Genomic DNA, 16,699 nt, shown 5'->3' on the forward strand with positions numbered 1-16,699 from the left:
AAGTGTGACGAGTACGCAAAAACATCCCCGCAGAGAGACATTTCCGGACGTATCGTTCTGAAGGATGAAACCATGAGGAGATCGGCAGGAATCGCTGACACGGGGTGGTTCCACTTCAGCGAGATTTTCGAGTGGTCGAAGGTAGCTGATACGCAGGTTTGCTGAGCGAAACTGCACACATGAATGCAAGATTCCCAGGGATCGGGATTGCCACAATTCCACCCTTGGGCCTACGCGTGAGCAGGTTGCCGGTTGCCAATTCCCCACGACTGCAAAGCCCGCCAGTTCTTGTCCAGCCTCTGGTTGGACAAGAACTGGTTGGACAGCCCCCGGTTGGAAAGTCTCCGGTCGTTTGGCCATTGATTACAGAGTCATGGACTGCCGGGGCATTGATTGCTGAAGGGGACGCGTCCCGTTCCTCACCCCGCAGAGCAGCTCATTCGTCGTTAAATCGAGCAGCAACAGCCGATCCTGCCCCGACCTGGACAACGCGAATCGTTGCCATTCTGGCGATTCTCAATCTTGTGGCGGTGGTGTTCACCAGTTGGTTGGTCTGGAGTGTTTCCGAGACATGGTGGCTGGGGAGTGTGGCCACATTCGCACCGCGTGAGTTGTTATTGGTTTCGACATTGATTCTGGCTGTGGCGAGCCTCCTGTGGCATCGTCCGTCGCTGTTTTTTCATGGTTTTGCGGTACTCTGGGTGATTGTCGGTGTCGTGGACTGGTCGTTGGCCCCGGCACTCGATTCCCGCGCGCCAGGCTGGTTCATGTCCTGGCTGATGCCGGGCGAGACATCCGACAACGGGCCAACAGAAGACGAGGCTGGCACCTTGTCGACCGGTGAGGAGATCAATTTGCCCGCCGGTTCCCGTACAACGGCGCCGCGAAAGTTGCGGGTGGCTTCCTGCAATGTTCAGGATTATCAACCACGGTTTGGTGATGTGATTCGCGATCTGGAATTGCTGCCACCTGATGTGGTCTCGTTTCAGGAATCACGCTCCATCAATCCGCAATGCGAAAGCTATTTCGCTGAGTGGCATAAGGTGCAGGTTGAATATTTCTTTGTGGCTTCCCGGTGGCCTTTGACCGTGCTAGGCCACTGTGATGACTCACCTTTTGAGCGCAGTTCGGGGCTGGTGGTGCGGGTGGAACATCCCGAACAACCGTTTGTGCTGGCGAATATCCATCTGATGACAGCACGGCCCAGCCTGAGACTGCTGTCCCCCGGTTCCATTCTTTCTGGTGAAGGGCCGGCTGAGTTAAATGCCCAGACCATGCTGCGTGGCGAGGAAATGCAGCGACTCCGGCTCTTTATTGAACAGCATCGGGGTGACTTGCCGCTGTTGGTCATGGGGGATTTCAATACTCCTGCCAGCAGCCATTTATTTCGCGAAGCCTGGGGTGATCTGGCGGGGGCGTTTGAAACATGTGCCATCGGCCCTTCGCATACGGCTCCTTGCCGTCCCATCAGCTTCTGGCCAGGCACATGGCCGTGGTCGCGTGTGGATCATATCCGTGCTTCACCGGATTGGCGATTTTTGCAATTTGTGACTGGCCAAAGAAACGGTTCTGACCATCGGATGGTGGCGACGGAACTGGAATTGATCGACTGGAACTGACGAATCATCGCGTTCTCATTGAACGTGCAGGACGAAATTATGCGGAATCAACCAACCGATCAGGGAGCATCAGCAGGGTTCGACAATGAGGCCGAAGGGGGCTTGTCGATCGACTGGATGAATCTGATCTTTCGATATCGCTGGTATCTTTGCGCAGGGATTGTCCTGGGTCTAGGATTAGGGATTGCCGGCTATTGGAAGCTGGGGCCTGAGTACATGGCCATTGGCCAGATCATGGTTTCCCGTCGCAATGCGGTTCCGTTAAAAGAGCAAAGCGCCATCGGCGATTGGGGTGAGCGTAGCGAGCACTTTGCCCTGATCATGAGTCCGATGATTGCCAGTGAAGCTGTCCGGATTGGTCAACTCGACAAGCTCAGGACGTTCGCCGGTGAGAGTGACCCTACCCAGATGGTGCTGGATGACTTAAAGGTCAAACGCGTGGCGGGGCAGGATCGATCTTACTTGAATGTGCTGGATATCACGTTTCAAAGTGCCAGTGCCGAGGACGCCCGCCGCGTGGTAAAGGCGGTGATTGATGCCTATGCGGGTTATCTGAGTGATTCTCGTAGCGAAAAGACATCTGAGGTCTTCAAGACCGCTGAAGATGCACATAACACGTTATTAAAATCGCTACGAGAGAAAGAAGAGGCCTATCTCAAGTTTCGCGAATCGGCTCCTTTACAATGGCGTGCCCCGATTGGAGCGGTCTCGGCTGATGGCACCTCTGGCGCCACGAACGTTCATCAGGAACGAGTGATTGCGGTGGAAGAGCAGCGTCGCCTGAACCTGCTGCGAAAAACCGAAATCAACTCCCGCATCGAAGCTTTGCAGAAAGCCATCGAGAGTGGGGAGTCAACGGCGACCATGGAAATGCTGATCCGTCGTTTTATTGCGAACGATGGTTCAGGTGCCGAACTGCAGCAACAGCAGCAGGAAATGTCGGCTTTTGAAAACCGCCTGCTCCCTTTGATTCTGGAAGAAGAGAAGCTGTCGCGCGACTTTGGCCCGGATCATCCCGATGTGCTGGCGGTTCGTAAATCGATTGATACCACGCTGGAGTTTTATCGCAAACATGGTCTGCGAATGCCAGATGACATGACTCCCGGGCCGGATGGCAAACCCATCAACCGGGAGCGTGCCAATCTTGTGCAGAACTATATGGAAACATTGAATCAGCAACTGAAAGAACTGGATATTCGCGCCCAGCAATTGAATGTGCTGTTTGATCTGGAATCAACCAAAGCCAAAGAATACGCCCGTTTTCAAGCCGAAGATCAGGCCATGATGGCGGAGCTTAATCGCCTGCGTGCTTTATGGGGACAACTGGTCGACCGCATGAGCCAGCTCACAATCGATAAGGAATCGAGCGGCTACACCTTGCGACAAACCGGGCCGATCAAAGACGAGTGGGTGATGAAACGCCTGCTCAAAATTGTTGGTGCAGGGATTGCCGCCGGGATTGGCATGATGATGGGACTGATCTTCCTGAAGGAACTTCTCAGTAATCAGGTTCGTACTGTGCGTGAAGTTCGGCAGTTGCTTCCCGATGCTTATCTGGGAGCGGTGGTCACTTTCAACCCGGAGAAGAACCACACCGATCCTGTGCAAAACGTGAATCCGTCCTTGAGATATCTGCGTGCACCGGCCTCGACAGAAGCCGAAAACTATCGCACGATCCGCACGTCGTTGCTGGTCACGGCTGATGCCCACAAGATGCAGGTGATTCAGGTGGGGAGTCCTGAGCCTGGCGATGGAAAAACCACGCTGATTTCCAATCTGGCGCTGGCTTTGGCGAGTTCGGGGAAACGGGTTCTGTTGATCGATGCTGACCTGAGACGTCCGATGGCCACGCGCCTGTTTGGCATGCGGCAGAATGTGGGGCTGGTCGACGTTCTGCGAGGAGACGTGGCTCTCGAAAATGCGATTGTCGAAACGGTGGTTTCAGGATTAACGATTCTTCCTTCAGGGCAGCCTCCCGAAAATCCGGCTGAACTGTTGGAAAGCGGTGTCTTGCGTCAGCTGGTGCGAACGGCTCGAGAGATGGTCGATATTGTCCTTATCGACGCACCTCCCGTTCTGGCTGTCAGTGATGCCTGCATCATTGGGAAACATGTGGATGGCTACTTGCTGACCGTCCGGTTGGGCAAGAACCGTCGTCCGATGCTCCGCAAATCACGCGAACTGCTCGTGTCTCATAACATCCCGATTCTGGGTGTTGTGGCCAACGGGGTAGAAGCCAACGATCGCGAAGAACTGGGTTATTACGCGGAATATAGCCGTTCCAGCGAGCCATCAACAAACCATGTGTTTGAACCGGCTTTGCACAAGGAGATGAGCCGGGAAACGACATTCACTCATTGATTCGATGGAGTTTTTCGCGAATTCCAACGCCTTGAAAATGGCCAGATCCCCATTGAACCGCCATAGCGAGCATGTCGCAAAAGGGTGACCAAGCACTTATGACCGTCACAAAACATTTTCTTAAGGTTTTTCACTCAAGAATCAATCTCTCAGGTGAGGTGATCCAGTTATTGATTGTTTCTGCGAAGTAGTTTTCCGGTACGTTCTCTGGGTGTACATCAGGAAGACAGATATTCATCATGAATTGGACGGAACTGCGACAGTCACTTTTGGGTAGGGCACCGAAAGCGGTTTTGCCGCCTCAAATTAAATTGCCCGTATTGCCTGCGGCGGTGATTGAATTCGGCCGTAAAGCGGATGACCCGGATGTCAGTGCTCAGGAGTTATCCCGCATTATTGAAGCGGATGCGGGGTTGACGTGTGAATTGCTCCGGCATGTGAATTCTGCATCGGTGGGCTTGCGGAGCAAAGTGACGGGGGCGAAACAGGCGCTCTCGGTCTTGGGGATTCGGGCCGTCAAGCTGCTGCTGATTTCGTCAGGTGTGGAGCGGGCGTTGAAAGCGTCTCAATCGAAACTGGTCAACTTTCAAGCATTTTCGGCTGCGAATCTGGAACGGGCGATTTTTTCCCGCGAACTGGCGCGAACGCTGGAAGCCGATGCGGAGCTTGCCTTTGCGGCCTCTATGCTGACCGATTTTCTTTTACCATCGTTAAGCAATGAACTGGTTAATACCTACGTCAAGTTTTTGGAATTACCCGAAGTGTCTCAGCTTCCGCTGATCCAGTTCGAGCGAAAGCAATTTGGCTGGGATCATGCTCTGGCCATGGGCCAGATGATGCATGCGTGGAACTTTCCTGATGATCTGGTTTGTGCCGTGTTGTTGCACCATGCGGGTCTGGCACTGATCAAACATCCGCAATTGAAGTCAACCGCCTGTGCGGTCGTGGCTTCTGCTGCGTTAATTCCCGATTCTTTGAAGCAATCGCCTGGAGGCGTGTCACAATTGTTGGAACTTGAGGGCCTGATCCCTGAGTTCTCATTAAAAGAAACAGCGGAAGCGGTGCAGAAATCGTTTGCAGATCTGGGGCAGGGCTTGAAGAATCCATTTCCTCTCTCCCGGCGTCTGGAAAAACTGACAGTGACTGCCGTGTTCGGATAAGATCATGAGTAAGTCGAACATTGATTGGGCGGGCATTCGTGAACGGGTGATGGGGCCGTTTCGGTTGTCGGTATTACCCACAACTTTGCAGTTGCCTGCGCTACCGCATGCGGTCGCTGCTTTTCTGGAAAAGACTCGTGATGAACATGTTGAGCTTCGCGAGTTGGCAGCCATCATTGAAACGGATTCTGGCCTGACAGTCGAGTTGCTGCGATACATCAATTCGTCGTTTATGGGCTTGAAATCAAAGGTACGGTCGACCGAGCAAGCGTTGTCACTTCTAGGGTTTCGACAGAGTAAGTTGTTTGTTTTGACCACGGGAGCGCAAGCCGCGATCCGGTCACGCAAATCCAGGCTGATCCATCAGGCCAGTTTCTGGAACACCAGCCTGCAAAGGGCACTTTTTGCTCGAGAAGTGGCCAGGTTACTGGGAACTGACGAAGACGGTGCGTTTGCTGGCGCGGTGATGCAGGATTTTCTGCTGCCCGTTTTGACGAACGATCTGTTCGATCGTTATGCCTATTTCATCAATGATCGAAAGGCGCAACCCGACGGTCTTCACGAGTTTGAACAACGGGAGTTTGGCTGGGATCATGCCATGATCGCGGCGGGATTAGCTCATCAATGGAAACTGCCTGACGACTTGATCTGTGGCATCCTGCTGCATCATCAGGGATTGCGACTTCTGGCGGATCCCGTCTTGCGGCGCACGTCGGTCGCGGCGATTGCGATCTCATCGCTGCTCCCAGATCAGCTTCGTCAACAGTATTCGGGGCTGGATCAGTTGGTGCTATTGGAAACCAAGTGGCCGGCATTTCGGTTGGCCGAGATTATTCAAAAAGTGGATGAGGCCCATCAGGCGATGGGACTGGGTGTTCGTAATGATTACCCGCTCTCTCGCATCTGCCGCACGGCGTTGCAGCAATCGGTTGTGCCTGAACTTTCCCAGCAAGTCGCCAGCCAGTTGCCTGTTTGAGATTAACGGGCAATGGCTGCGACTGTTTTTCATGCTGAAGAAGTTAGGGATTAGAACTCACTGACGACTTCCGAATTGGCCCGAGTACCGATGGCAGTGCGAATGCCGCTGTCGATGTTTTCGCTGATAAAGCGGACAGAGCCATCGCCCATGAGAATGTGGCAACCCCCTTCGTGTGTGCTGCCGAAGGAGACTTCAACCTGTCGGCTGTCGGCGCCTGCACGATCCCAGAGGTTAATGCCCACGCCCATGGAACCGAAGAATTCGGAGGCATCGGTTCTCACACCACCAGCATCCACGCCATCGCCAGCAATGATCCAGTGATCGTATCGCTGTCCGGTTATTGCCGCGTCATCAGGTTCCTAGCTGCCTGTCAGATCTTCAGTTTGCGGGCGTGTTTCACCAATAAGAACGGTGTTGGAGAGTCCGTCTGTGATGTCGCGAAAGTTATTGACTGGGACTCGCTCGACACCGCCTCCTGTGGGAGTGATCCAGTTACGAGGAAAGAGCATGCCATTGCCATCAAGAAATCGGTTGCCATCGTTCAGTTCGGTTCCCGAAGCACAGGCAATATAGGTGGCAATAAAGCGATCGATGACATACCAGTTGTCGGTGCTGCGATCGAGAGCGTTGGTTGGGCCGGGAAGTGAAGGGCAACGGAAGGCGGGGATGACGGCCCGGCAGGCGCGGATATTCTTATCCGTTTGCGATGTCCCTGTGGCGGCATAGGTCGACGAGCCATTGGCCCATTGATTTCCGTTGTTGTAGTTGGTTCCCAGTGCGCTGGTTTCCAGCGTGTTATAGAGCGGGGCCTGGTCAAGCATTGGTAACAGAAAGGCTGACCAGGCTTCGCCCCGGGCAACCCCGGTACTTGAGCCACTGTTAAGTGCCGGGGGCAGGCTGCTGAACTGGTCGTGGAAGTTGTGAACCGCCAGTCCCAACTGCTTAAGATTGTTGCGGCACTGCGTTCTTCGAGCGGCTTCCCGGGCTTGTTGCACCGCTGGAAGCAGCAAGGCGATCAAAATCGCGATAATTGCGATGACGACTAAAAGCTCAATCAGAGTAAACCCTTTGCGAATGCGCATTTTCATTGTACACTGCCCCAAAAATAGTAAGGGAGATGACGGGAGAAGACGATTTTTCCCAGAGAAATGAGGGTCTGCGTGAATCAGTGGCCACTGACGCAGGTGTCTCAATGAGGAATATTGTGCACCTCTCGCCGATTTGCTCCAATGAGTGTTTGCGCAATTATTTTGACTGTTTGCACGAATTTATGAAGCTCTGCTCACAAAGCCTTGTAAATTAAAAATGTTTCCTGAATCACTGACACGCAGTTCCATTCGTTGATCTTTAGTCGAGGCGACATGACAAGCGACAACTCTTCGCCGGACACTTCTTCTTCGGCTCCCGCGCGTCACCTGGCGGTTCCGGGATCAATGCCCCCCACGGTGCATCGCAGTGTGGCATTGATTGTTCATACCTCCTCTGACTGGACGCGACAGGTTCTGAGGGGGATTGCTCAATATGCCAGTGAGCATGGGTTTTGGGATTTCTTTATTGAGCCACGCGGGCACGATGAAAAGCTGCTGATTCCCAAGGGATGGAGCGGTGATGGAATCATTGCCCGCCTGACGCACCCGGCTTTAGAAAAGCAGATCCTCAAGAGCGGCATTCCTTGTGTGAATGTCTCCTGGATGGGTCAGCATACGACTCGTATTCCCAAGGTGGTTTCCGATGAAGGGGCGTGTGGGCGTTTGGCAGCCGAACACTTCCTCGAACAATCCTTTCGCAGTTTTGCTTATATTGGTCCGATTCATCGTGGCGGGTATGAGGATCTGCTGGGGAAGAACTATGTGAACGTTCTTTTGCAGGCCGGTCATCAGACCAGTATTTATCAGCCGACGGTTCCGATTCCTGTTCCTGACTTATTGACGCAGCGCAAGGGCTTTCTTCAGTGGCTGAAGATGCTTCCCAAACCGACGGCCATTTTTACCTGGAGTGGTGAAGTCGGTCGGGAATTGATGACTTGTGCGCGGTTGAGCCGGTTCCGGATTCCCGACGACATTGCCCTGCTGGTTGGTGAGAACGACCCGCTGCTTTCGGCACTGGCTCCTGTTCCCCTTTCCAACATCGATCAGGCACCGGTGCGTGTGGGGTATGAGGCGGCCACGTTACTTGACAAGTTGATGAATGGTGAGCCTGTTCCTGAAGAACCGATTCTGGTTCCTCCCGTGGGTGTGGTGCAGCGTCGTTCCACAGAGACGTCCGCGGTGGATGATCCGCTGGTGGATCTGGCTGTCCGGTTCATGCGTGACCATCTAGGGGAACCGATTCAGATTGCCGACGTTGAAAAGGCGTTGAATGTTTCCCGTCGCGTTCTTGAGCATCGATTTCATAAGGTGCTGGATGACACGCCTGCCAATGTGCTGCGGCGAATGCGGTTGCAAAACGTGAAGCGTTTGCTCGGTGAAACAACACTTCCGCTGGCACGCATTGCCCAGTTGACGGGTTTTAATCATGTGGAAGTTCTCGTGAGAACTTTCCGTCGGGAACTGGGCGTGACTCCGGGTGAGTACCGGCGTCGCCATTGATGGCAATGATCCGTTACTGCGATTCGAGTGGTGCTCCTGTTTTGAAGAATTTCCCCATGGTCAACGTGACTTCTTCTCTGGAAGAAATTGCGAGCATCGTGGGAGAGAAAGGTGTCTTGCCCCATGGTTTATCTCCATCGGATCTATACCAAATCAGGGGATGGTGGCCTGACCAGTTTGGGTAATGGTCAGCGTGTTTCCAAAACCAGCCCCCGAATTGTGGCCTATGGGGGCGTGGACGAATTGAATGCGACAATCGGCGTGGCACTCAATTCCGAGATGTCTCAGGAAATGCGGACGCTCTTGACGTCGATCCAGCACGACCTGTTTGATCTGGGGGCGGATCTGTGTGTTCCTCCTCAGGAGCAGGAAGAACCGGAAGCCGCTTTACGGATGAAGGAGGCTCAAGTGGAGCGTCTGGAGTTGGCGATTGACGAGGCGGTTGATCAGCTTTCTCCATTGACCAGTTTTGTGTTGCCTGGAGGAACAGCCGCAGCAGCGGCGTTGCATGTGGCCAGAACCGTCTGCCGTCGCGCCGAAATTGGCGTGATTGATTTGGCAGAACAGGAGACAGTCGGCCCTAACTGTGTCTGTTATTTGAATCGATTGTCGGATCTGCTGTTCTGTCTGGCCCGTCTGTGCAATGACGGAGGCAAGGCCGATGTTCTGTGGATTCCCGGCAAGTCCCGATCAGCCAAGGTCGATTGAGTCCTCGAGTAACGACTCATCACTGGTTGAAAATCTGAGTGCGGCCTTCTCTTGTGTGCCGCTGGCAGGAATGTGGGGCGAGATTGCGCCCACTGTTAGCGATGCTAACGTGATTTGCCACATCAAATTCCTGTAAGGTTCGTCAGGTCTGATCTGGCGGGGTCGCAGAGTCCTCAGCGTTTGTTGAAGATCATTATCAACAGTTCGTGCTGAGGTGGCGCCTTGAAAGTCACCAGAACATGCTTGCCCAAAGCTGGCACACAAAGTGCTGCTTCAAATCGGGAGGCGTCGTTAACCCCAGTTTTCAAGTTTGACAGCCCCAGGTATCAAGAGAATCGATGGAATGGCCAGTGTCCCTGCGAATCCGGATGAAAATTTTTCGGCAATGAAGCCGCATTTCTCCGCGTCGGGCGGCCCTTTTCAACGAGCCGATATTCTCTCGGGGTTTCTGGTTTTTCTGATCGCGTTGCCACTTTGTCTGGCGATTGCCAAGGCGAGTCAGTTTCCTCCCATTTCGGGGATCTGGACGGCTGTGATCGGCGGGGTGATCTGCTCTTTCATCAGCAATTCTCAGATGACGATTAAAGGGCCTGCGGCTGGCTTGATTGTCATTGTGGCTGGTGCTGTTGCCGAACTGTCTCTGGCTTTTGGAGGAGACATTCGCAGCCCGCAAGGACTGATGCAGGGTTATCAACTGGCTCTGGGAATCGGTGTGGCGGCGGGTGTCATCCAGATTCTTTTTGGCATGTTGAGATTGGGAAGATTGTCTGAGCTGTTTCCCTCCACTCCAGTGCATGGAATGCTGGCTTCAATCGGTCTGATTGTGATTGCCAAGCAGATTTTTTCCGTCATGGGGGTGGATGCGCCGGCTGGACATGGCGGAGAACCGGCTACGCCTCTGGCTCTGTTGGCCAGTATTCCCGTATCGATTGCTCAATCCAATCCTGAGATACTGCTGATTGGTCTGGTGAGCCTGCTGATCATGTTTTCGCTCCCTTTGCTGGGGTCAATCTGGAAGCCGCTGAAAATGGTTCCGGCCCAGTTGGTGGTCATTGTCATCGCGATGGGTATGGGGTTGTGGTTTGATTTGGGCCACGAGCACAAATACCTCTTTCCGCTGAGTGCGTTTGCCGGAGGAAGCGTTCAGGAATATGTCGTCGGGCCGATGTTTCTCGTGACGATCCCCAATGTTTTAAGTGATCCGCTTTCAGCGATCGTTTTCCCTGATTTTCGCGGCTTAACAACTTTTATCGGCTGGAAATATGTGCTGCTGTTTTCCCTGATTGGAAGTCTGGAATCCGTGTTGAGTGCGAAGGCCATCGACCTGCTGGATCCTCAACGGCGCAAGACCAGCTTTAATCGGGATTTATTGTCGGTCGGTGTTGCTAACACGTTGGCTGCGCTGATCGGTGGCCTCCCGATGATTTCCGAAATTGTGCGTTCCTCTGCCAACATTGCCAATGGCGCGAAATCGAGCTATGCGAACATGTGGCATGGCTTGTTCCTGCTGGCCTTTGTGCTGTTGTTTCCCGGATTGATCCATAGCATCCCGCTGGCCGCACTGGCTGCGATGCTGATCTATACGGGATTTCGCCTGGCATCGCCTGCCACATTCATGCGGACATATCGCGTGGGTAGCGAGCAGCTGGCGATCTTTATTGTGACGATTGTCGCGACACTGGCGACCGATCTTTTAATCGGGATTGCGACGGGGATTGCCTTTGAGCTGATGCTGCATCTGTGGCATAGCCGGTCGCCGCGCAGCCTGCTGAGTCCTCAGCTTTCAGTCGATTGTGGTGACGGAAAAACGGTGACTCTGGCTTTGAGCGGAGCTGTGGTTTTCAGCAACTGGTTACGAATTCAGCGTCGCATTCACGAACAATTTGCGACAGCGGATCTGGTGATTCTTGACATGACCGAGACGACGTTTGTCGATCATTCCGTGATGCAGAAACTGCAAGAATTAGAGGCCAGTTGTGAACAGCAGGGAAAGAGCTTAAAGGTGATGGGGCTGGACGATCATACGCCTTTCTCGGCCCATCCCCTGGCAGCACGCAAGAAGTCACGGCTGCCATCGTCACTGGCTCCCGCGTCTCAGCCAACACCTCCGTAAAAAAGAAGGGCAGGGCGATACGATTTCCAGAAATCAACATCGCGTTGGGAGATGCGTAAAGCATGCTTGCTCAGAGCCGCAAGCATGGCACGAAGGCCGCAACGATGGCAGACAACGCGTCGTTAAAACCTGGGAGCCGTATTAATCGCTGCTTGAAGTATGGGGAGTCTTATCAAAAAGCCAGAACTTCTCTTGAGAGGGTGCAGGAACGATTCAACTCATGCAGCCCAACAAACGATGACGTTCCCCAACTGTTGCGATTAACGGGAACCTCGATACTGACTGTGACCCGCTGTGTGGTGGCCAGGATCTCCGATGGTTCGACCGTGACGACAGCACCACGGACATCAATGGCTGCGAGCGCGGATAACGCTGCTGCTTGAGCGGAGTCGGCTGAAGCGCCGGGAACGATCCCCTGCCGTGCTCCTTCGTAGGCGGCGTTCTCAATCGTATGGCGGAGCATATTGAGGCGTGTGATCTCGACGGATCCAAAGAAGATGGCAAAGAGAATGGGGATTGTCAGCGCCATTTCTACGGAAAGCGCTCCTTGCCGGGCGGGTGAGTTTTCAAACGTGCGTACTGAATTCAATCGTGAGCGGCGCATGATTTTCGGGAAGGATCCTGAGAGGTCTGGGCCTGTTCCGGCATTCCATCAAAGACAGAAATCGTGCTATTCCGTCAGCACAATTGGCAAAGTGCGGGCGATTTCTGCAAAGGCCGCTTCCAAAGCCGCCGCATTGGTGGCGGGGTAGTTAGTTCCTCCGGTAATGGCCGAGACTTGGGGCGTGATGTCACCTTTACGAGGCAACAGGCTGACGGAGTGAATGACGATATTTTCGGCTCGGGCATCCTCAGCGGCGAGCAACGGATTGCGTCCCTGATTCCAAAGGCCGTCCGTCATCAGGATAATAATGCGATGGGCATATGGCCTTGTGGCTCTGGTTGCGACGAGGATCTTTCTTGCTTCGTCAATTCCTGCAGACATGTTGGTTGCCCCCAGCATGACATTGGAAGAACGAACGACGATGGCTGAGTTGAGGGCCGCAAGATTCGTGGTGAGAGGGAGATCAATTGCGACCTCCGGGCTGTTGGTTTTGGTCAGCTTGCCTTCATAGTTGGCTTGTGTGATTTTGGAAGCCCAGGTTGCCATGGCCACACGCGGCTTAGGTTCATGCGTGGCTGTGATATTTACGAACGATTGCATGGCTTTTGACAATGACGCCCAGCGACTCAACGTGGGGTGGGGCGGATAAATGATAGGATCGGGCAACTTTGGGATTCCGGGTGGATATGACCAGTCGATGCCGGTGAGGTCGAAACACATGGAGTGCGAGCGGTCGATAGCAAAGCAGATTTCGACTTCGGTGCTGGCTGCTACTGCTGAACGCGTGGGTTGAAAGTGATTAATGCCGAAGACACCACCAAAAAAGAGGGCGACGGGGCCGGCGGCAGAATCGTTCGTCATGGCCGAGTTCACACGAACCGCGGTGTAAGGGAATTGGTCTTTGGCAAATAAGACGGAGTTGTCAGCGTTTCGTACCGCAGTCCCCAGTTCGACCTGGTCAGCCGTGATTGCCAGCGGCTTACTTCCTACCGAGTTGGCAGCGGCAGTGGAAATCGCAACGGAGACCGCCATATCGGGATCCTGGGTACGGCGCAGGGCTTCCATCCCGGCCTTGGCCGACGCATCGGTTGCGGCTCGAAGCTCTGTCCTCACCAATTGCATATAGGCCACGTCTACGGTGAACATCGTCATGGCCAGCAAGGCCACAATGACGACAGCCACCAGCACCAGCATCGCGCCCCGGCGATTCCTCTTGCCAATGACATTCCCGTGAGTTGTCACCATCAAAAAACGCTGGTATTCAGAGAGTAAAGAGCGACGCATGGCAAAGATCTCAGTATCAGCAAACGGTATCAGCAAACGATTGAAAATTCAGACATTGATCGAACACGGAGCACAGAGGTTATTGAGGAACATGCCCGCATGTTTTCCCTTCTGGTCAGGTCTTGACCATCGAGGTGGTAGCCTGAAGCTTGTTTAACTTTGTGAACCAGTCAAACATCCCGGAAAGGCTGCTGACGGGGGACTCCACTTCCACACGAATCATCGTGCCAGCGGCAGTGTTGACATCGACTGTGGGGATAAATCGGATCCTGGCTCCGGTCACATTCCGGCTGGCCAGGACTTCCTTAGCGCGGGCCTCGGCCGACTCAATTGTCCCTCCGGTGGAGGTAACAGTGCGTGCCGCTTCGTAGCTGGCCTGTGTCAGCGTCGTTTTCAGAAAAATCGCATTGGCGGATTCAATCGACCCAAAGACCACCAACATGATGATTGGCAGACAAATCGCCAGCTCGATTGTCGCAGCCCCACGTCGGAAGTGAGGTACAGAGTGTCGGTGGCGGGGCATCGATGGGAGAACAGATTTCAATCAAAGCCCCTTGCAATCAATCTATCAAACTCTCGCGATCTGCCGGATCAGGATTGACACATCCTGGTGTCGATCAATACCGGTTTGGAGAGCAGAGACGGCGCAGGGGGAGCAACCGACACTTTCTCACACGGCTAACTTACGTCAGGTGCGGTCATGTGAACGGAAGAAATTCAGGTGTCATCCCGAACTCATCAAGCCTGAAATCCGCTATTTAGCGGTTATCGTGATTATCGCGGTTATAGAGGCGGCGTATGAGGGGCGGTTGTTGATTTGCGTTTGGGTCTTACGCCGCAAGAATTGCGAGACATGTGCCGTGTCACGGCTTTGTCTTCTGGTTGATGTCGCCGATAGATGGCCGTGCATGCTACGACATTGAGAAAATCAACCGGGAAAATCTCTCACCCGGCACTGCGTGCCACCCTTTTCCACCTGCGTGGGCGAGGGTTAATGGCTGATCGCTTTTAATCGATGCCGATTCCCAGCCAGCCATCAGCAGCTCGGGCGTAATTGAAGGATGGTGGCGTTCCACTGCGATTCCAGAGTTCGGGTGGTAATTGCCGTGGGAGAGAGAGTCGCGGGAAGTTGGCTTGAATCGACTGCTGCACCATCCCTTCCGCCATTCCCAGCGTGGCGGTTCTTTCATCGGTGAGCGAGACGACTTTAATAGTGTCGAAGACCAGATGAACCGTTTGCTCATCAATTTCCAGATGAGCGGGGATCGTGACTTCCATCTGAGGGAGGACAGCCTGGCCGCCTGGTTGAAATTGCGCTTTCAAAATGATGAGCAAGCTGTCGCCATCAATCTTGAATCGAAGGGGTTCCTCGTCATCAAAGACGATCCTGGTTTCAATACTGGCCATGGGGAATTTGGTTCCCGCAGGCAGTGGCACTTCCCCGGCACCGGGAACCATCTCATGCAGCCATTTGGCCAGCTGTTTGAGTTGCTTATCCGAAGTGACTTTCCCATTGAGATTGGCCCGCTCAGCCGCTCGATTGAGTACCGTTTCGTGCAGGAACAGGGTGGCGGCATGATCTTGCAGTGCCTCCACCGGCATGGGCTGAAGGACGGGGGCATCGCTGCCAAACTGTCCGGCAAATTGCAGGTGCTGGTGGGTCGATGACCATCGTTGGACTGACGGCATCAAGGTCAGGTCATCCAGAGTGGTTTTCAGTTGTTTAAGTTCAGCATTGGCACTCGCCAGTTCATTATCAACTTCTTTGTTGAAGCTTTCAAAAACCTGTTCTGCCACACGGTCACGGGCAATGATTTCTGCTTGAGGTTGATGCCGCTGCGCGACGCTCATCGCAATGCGATCAGCAATCGGCCCAATGAACGGTCGGTTGCTATAGGTGGTTTGTGCGCTGATGGGCACATTACGGGCACGAGCCTGAATGACAGCCGCGCGGGTGGCGAGCTTGAGTCCATCGAATTGGACATCTTTGGTTCCGCGAAACTCCTGCACTCCCTGGGTATTCACAGCAGCTTGAGAGGTATAGCCAGTGGTCCGGCTTTGGCCGCGTCCTTCCAGCACAAATTGACCACGGGCTGTCTCGACCGATGGCAGCAAATTCAACCAGGCATGAGACGTGGTTTCGCGCTCACCGACCACATCTGCGCCCATGATGAAATCACGAACTTTGCCAGGTTCTTTCCGGGTCTGTGAAACAAACCGGTTGATGAAGCCTTCCTGCATCAGTACATAAACCTGATAAGGAGCGGCTACGGACGGGCCAATTTGCACGTTGACATTGGCCACGCCTTCGGGCAATGAGCCATTCGCGGGGAAGGGAGGGAGGCCACCGCCATTGGCTGTTGGGGTGAGACCAGGCAGAGCCGGGCCGTCATCGACCGCATTGCCGGAATTCAAGTTGCGATTGGCGGAAAAGGGAGGGAGGCCGTCTCCCGTTGAACGTGATGCGATGTCGGAATTGGCATTATCGCCAAAGCGATCCCGACGCCGTCGTTGAGCCGGTGTGAGCGGTCGATTGTTATTCGACGATTGTCCGGTGGCAGGTGAGCCGGGATTTTCAGGAATCGGTGTGAGTGGCGGTTGTCCCTGTGGCTGCATTTGTCCTTGGGGGATTGGCCCCTGGCGTTGACCGTAAGCCTGACTTGGTGCCTGCCCCTGAACAGGCAGAACCTGTGTTGGAATCGGCTGGCCCGTGTAGGGATCGATCATCACTGGCTGCGTGTAAGGCGAGGGATAGCCCGAGGCCGTTGTTCCAGATGATGGGGAGGGATTTGCTGGGGCAGCCCCCGGTGTTGTGTAAGAATTGGCAGGATCAACGGAAGGGGGATAAAGCGAGCCGGGATACTGGGAGGCAGGGGATTGGGTTACCGGGTACTGGGTGCCGGAAATGGAACCTGTGGGAGAGCCGATCATGCCGCCAGTGCCAGCGGGATAGGGTGCCAGAGGATAGCCGGTGTAAGGATCGACCGGTTGTCCATAAATTGGCTGTCCATTGATGGTCTGTCCCCAGGGAACAGGAGTCGCTGGAGTGTAGGGTGCTCCCCAACTCCAGGGGGCGGGGGCGGCGTTTTGAGCCGCCAGACGCGCCTGGCGGCGAGCTTCCGCTCGTGGGCCGGCCGCCAGCGTGACATTCAGGCCAGTGAGCACCACAGCACTGCTCAGACTGCCCCAGGCCAGCCAGCAACCTGCTGTTCTCATCCAGCCCCAACCCACGGAATCCTGTCCCAAGTCTGATCTGCGTTTCATGTCTGATCCCACTCCAGTG

At 54.3% G+C, this 16,699-nt stretch carries 13 protein-coding genes; 7 read left to right on the top strand and 6 right to left on the bottom strand.

Going from position 1 to position 16,699, the window contains the following annotated elements; genetic code table 11:
- Positions 1 to 179 precede the first annotated feature (179 nt).
- From SH287x_RS15165 to SH287x_RS15180, 4 genes are all read left to right on the top strand, one after another.
- Positions 180 to 1,619, top strand: a complete 1,440-nt coding sequence (locus SH287x_RS15165) for an endonuclease/exonuclease/phosphatase family protein (protein ID WP_479515210.1) — start codon at positions 180 to 182, stop codon at positions 1,617 to 1,619.
- 39 nt (positions 1,620 to 1,658) lie between these two features.
- Positions 1,659 to 3,980, top strand: a complete 2,322-nt coding sequence (locus SH287x_RS15170) for a polysaccharide biosynthesis tyrosine autokinase (protein WP_479515211.1) — start codon at positions 1,659 to 1,661, stop codon at positions 3,978 to 3,980.
- Between the two features lie 239 nt (positions 3,981 to 4,219).
- A complete protein-coding gene (locus tag SH287x_RS15175) occupies positions 4,220 to 5,140 on the top strand; it encodes an HDOD domain-containing protein (RefSeq protein WP_479515212.1) in 921 nt (306 codons plus the stop codon).
- Positions 5,141 to 5,144: 4 nt separating this feature from the next.
- A complete protein-coding gene (locus tag SH287x_RS15180; RefSeq protein WP_479515213.1) occupies positions 5,145 to 6,116 on the top strand; it encodes an HDOD domain-containing protein in 972 nt (323 codons plus the stop codon).
- 50 nt (positions 6,117 to 6,166) lie between these two features.
- Here the strand turns inward: SH287x_RS15180 and SH287x_RS15185 are convergent, their stop codons facing one another.
- Positions 6,167 to 6,400 (bottom strand): DUF1559 family PulG-like putative transporter, encoded by a 234-nt coding sequence (locus tag SH287x_RS15185; RefSeq protein WP_479515214.1) that lies wholly within the window; start codon positions 6,398 to 6,400, stop codon positions 6,167 to 6,169.
- Positions 6,401 to 6,478: 78 nt separating this feature from the next.
- Complete coding sequence (locus SH287x_RS15190; RefSeq protein WP_479518713.1) at positions 6,479 to 7,201, bottom strand: DUF1559 family PulG-like putative transporter; 723 nt, start codon at positions 7,199 to 7,201, stop codon at positions 6,479 to 6,481.
- Positions 7,202 to 7,480: 279 nt separating this feature from the next.
- Between SH287x_RS15190 and SH287x_RS15195 the strand changes: the two genes are divergently transcribed.
- The 3 genes from SH287x_RS15195 to SH287x_RS15205 all read left to right on the top strand — a co-directional run bounded on the left by SH287x_RS15195 (position 7,481) and on the right by SH287x_RS15205 (position 11,528).
- A complete protein-coding gene (locus tag SH287x_RS15195; protein ID WP_479515215.1) occupies positions 7,481 to 8,707 on the top strand; it encodes a XylR family transcriptional regulator in 1,227 nt (408 codons plus the stop codon).
- Between the two features lie 123 nt (positions 8,708 to 8,830).
- Positions 8,831 to 9,415, top strand: a complete 585-nt coding sequence (locus tag SH287x_RS15200) for a cob(I)yrinic acid a,c-diamide adenosyltransferase (RefSeq protein ID WP_479515216.1) — start codon at positions 8,831 to 8,833, stop codon at positions 9,413 to 9,415.
- A gap of 343 nt (positions 9,416 to 9,758) precedes the next feature.
- The gene (locus SH287x_RS15205; RefSeq protein ID WP_479515217.1) at positions 9,759 to 11,528 is read left to right on the top strand and encodes a SulP family inorganic anion transporter; all 1,770 of its coding nucleotides are present in this window, start codon (positions 9,759 to 9,761) and stop codon (positions 11,526 to 11,528) included.
- A 172-nt stretch (positions 11,529 to 11,700) separates the two neighbouring features.
- Here SH287x_RS15205 and SH287x_RS15210 read toward each other — a convergent pair whose 3' ends face one another.
- The 4 genes from SH287x_RS15210 to SH287x_RS15225 all read right to left on the bottom strand — a co-directional run bounded on the left by SH287x_RS15210 (position 11,701) and on the right by SH287x_RS15225 (position 16,680).
- A complete protein-coding gene (locus SH287x_RS15210; protein WP_479515218.1) occupies positions 11,701 to 12,132 on the bottom strand; it encodes a TadE/TadG family type IV pilus assembly protein in 432 nt (143 codons plus the stop codon).
- Between the two features lie 66 nt (positions 12,133 to 12,198).
- On the bottom strand, positions 12,199 to 13,416 hold the full coding sequence (locus SH287x_RS15215) for a vWA domain-containing protein (protein ID WP_479515219.1): 1,218 nt from the start codon (positions 13,414 to 13,416) through the stop codon (positions 12,199 to 12,201).
- Between the two features lie 115 nt (positions 13,417 to 13,531).
- Positions 13,532 to 13,960: a TadE/TadG family type IV pilus assembly protein gene (locus tag SH287x_RS15220; protein ID WP_479515221.1), complete on the bottom strand. Its 429-nt coding sequence runs from the start codon at positions 13,958 to 13,960 to the stop codon at positions 13,532 to 13,534.
- A 464-nt stretch (positions 13,961 to 14,424) separates the two neighbouring features.
- The gene (locus tag SH287x_RS15225) at positions 14,425 to 16,680 is read right to left on the bottom strand and encodes a hypothetical protein (protein ID WP_479515222.1); all 2,256 of its coding nucleotides are present in this window, start codon (positions 16,678 to 16,680) and stop codon (positions 14,425 to 14,427) included.
- Between the last annotated feature and the right edge of the window lie 19 nt (positions 16,681 to 16,699).

Source organism: Planctopirus sp. SH287, assembly GCF_056500625.1.

Coding starts and splice junctions, on each gene's coding strand:
- SH287x_RS15175 (WP_479515212.1), top strand. CDS start 4,220: ATGAATTGGACGGAACTGCGACAGTCACTTTTGGGTAGGGCACCGAAA.
- SH287x_RS15225 (WP_479515222.1), bottom strand. CDS start 16,680: ATGAAACGCAGATCAGACTTGGGACAGGATTCCGTGGGTTGGGGCTGG.
- SH287x_RS15215 (WP_479515219.1), bottom strand. CDS start 13,416: ATGCGTCGCTCTTTACTCTCTGAATACCAGCGTTTTTTGATGGTGACA.
- SH287x_RS15195 (WP_479515215.1), top strand. CDS start 7,481: ATGACAAGCGACAACTCTTCGCCGGACACTTCTTCTTCGGCTCCCGCG.
- SH287x_RS15210 (WP_479515218.1), bottom strand. CDS start 12,132: ATGCGCCGCTCACGATTGAATTCAGTACGCACGTTTGAAAACTCACCC.
- SH287x_RS15170 (WP_479515211.1), top strand. CDS start 1,659: ATGCGGAATCAACCAACCGATCAGGGAGCATCAGCAGGGTTCGACAAT.
- SH287x_RS15205 (WP_479515217.1), top strand. CDS start 9,759: ATGGCCAGTGTCCCTGCGAATCCGGATGAAAATTTTTCGGCAATGAAG.
- SH287x_RS15180 (WP_479515213.1), top strand. CDS start 5,145: ATGAGTAAGTCGAACATTGATTGGGCGGGCATTCGTGAACGGGTGATG.
- SH287x_RS15165 (WP_479515210.1), top strand. CDS start 180: ATGAATGCAAGATTCCCAGGGATCGGGATTGCCACAATTCCACCCTTG.
- SH287x_RS15200 (WP_479515216.1), top strand. CDS start 8,831: ATGGTTTATCTCCATCGGATCTATACCAAATCAGGGGATGGTGGCCTG.
- SH287x_RS15190 (WP_479518713.1), bottom strand. CDS start 7,201: ATGCGCATTCGCAAAGGGTTTACTCTGATTGAGCTTTTAGTCGTCATC.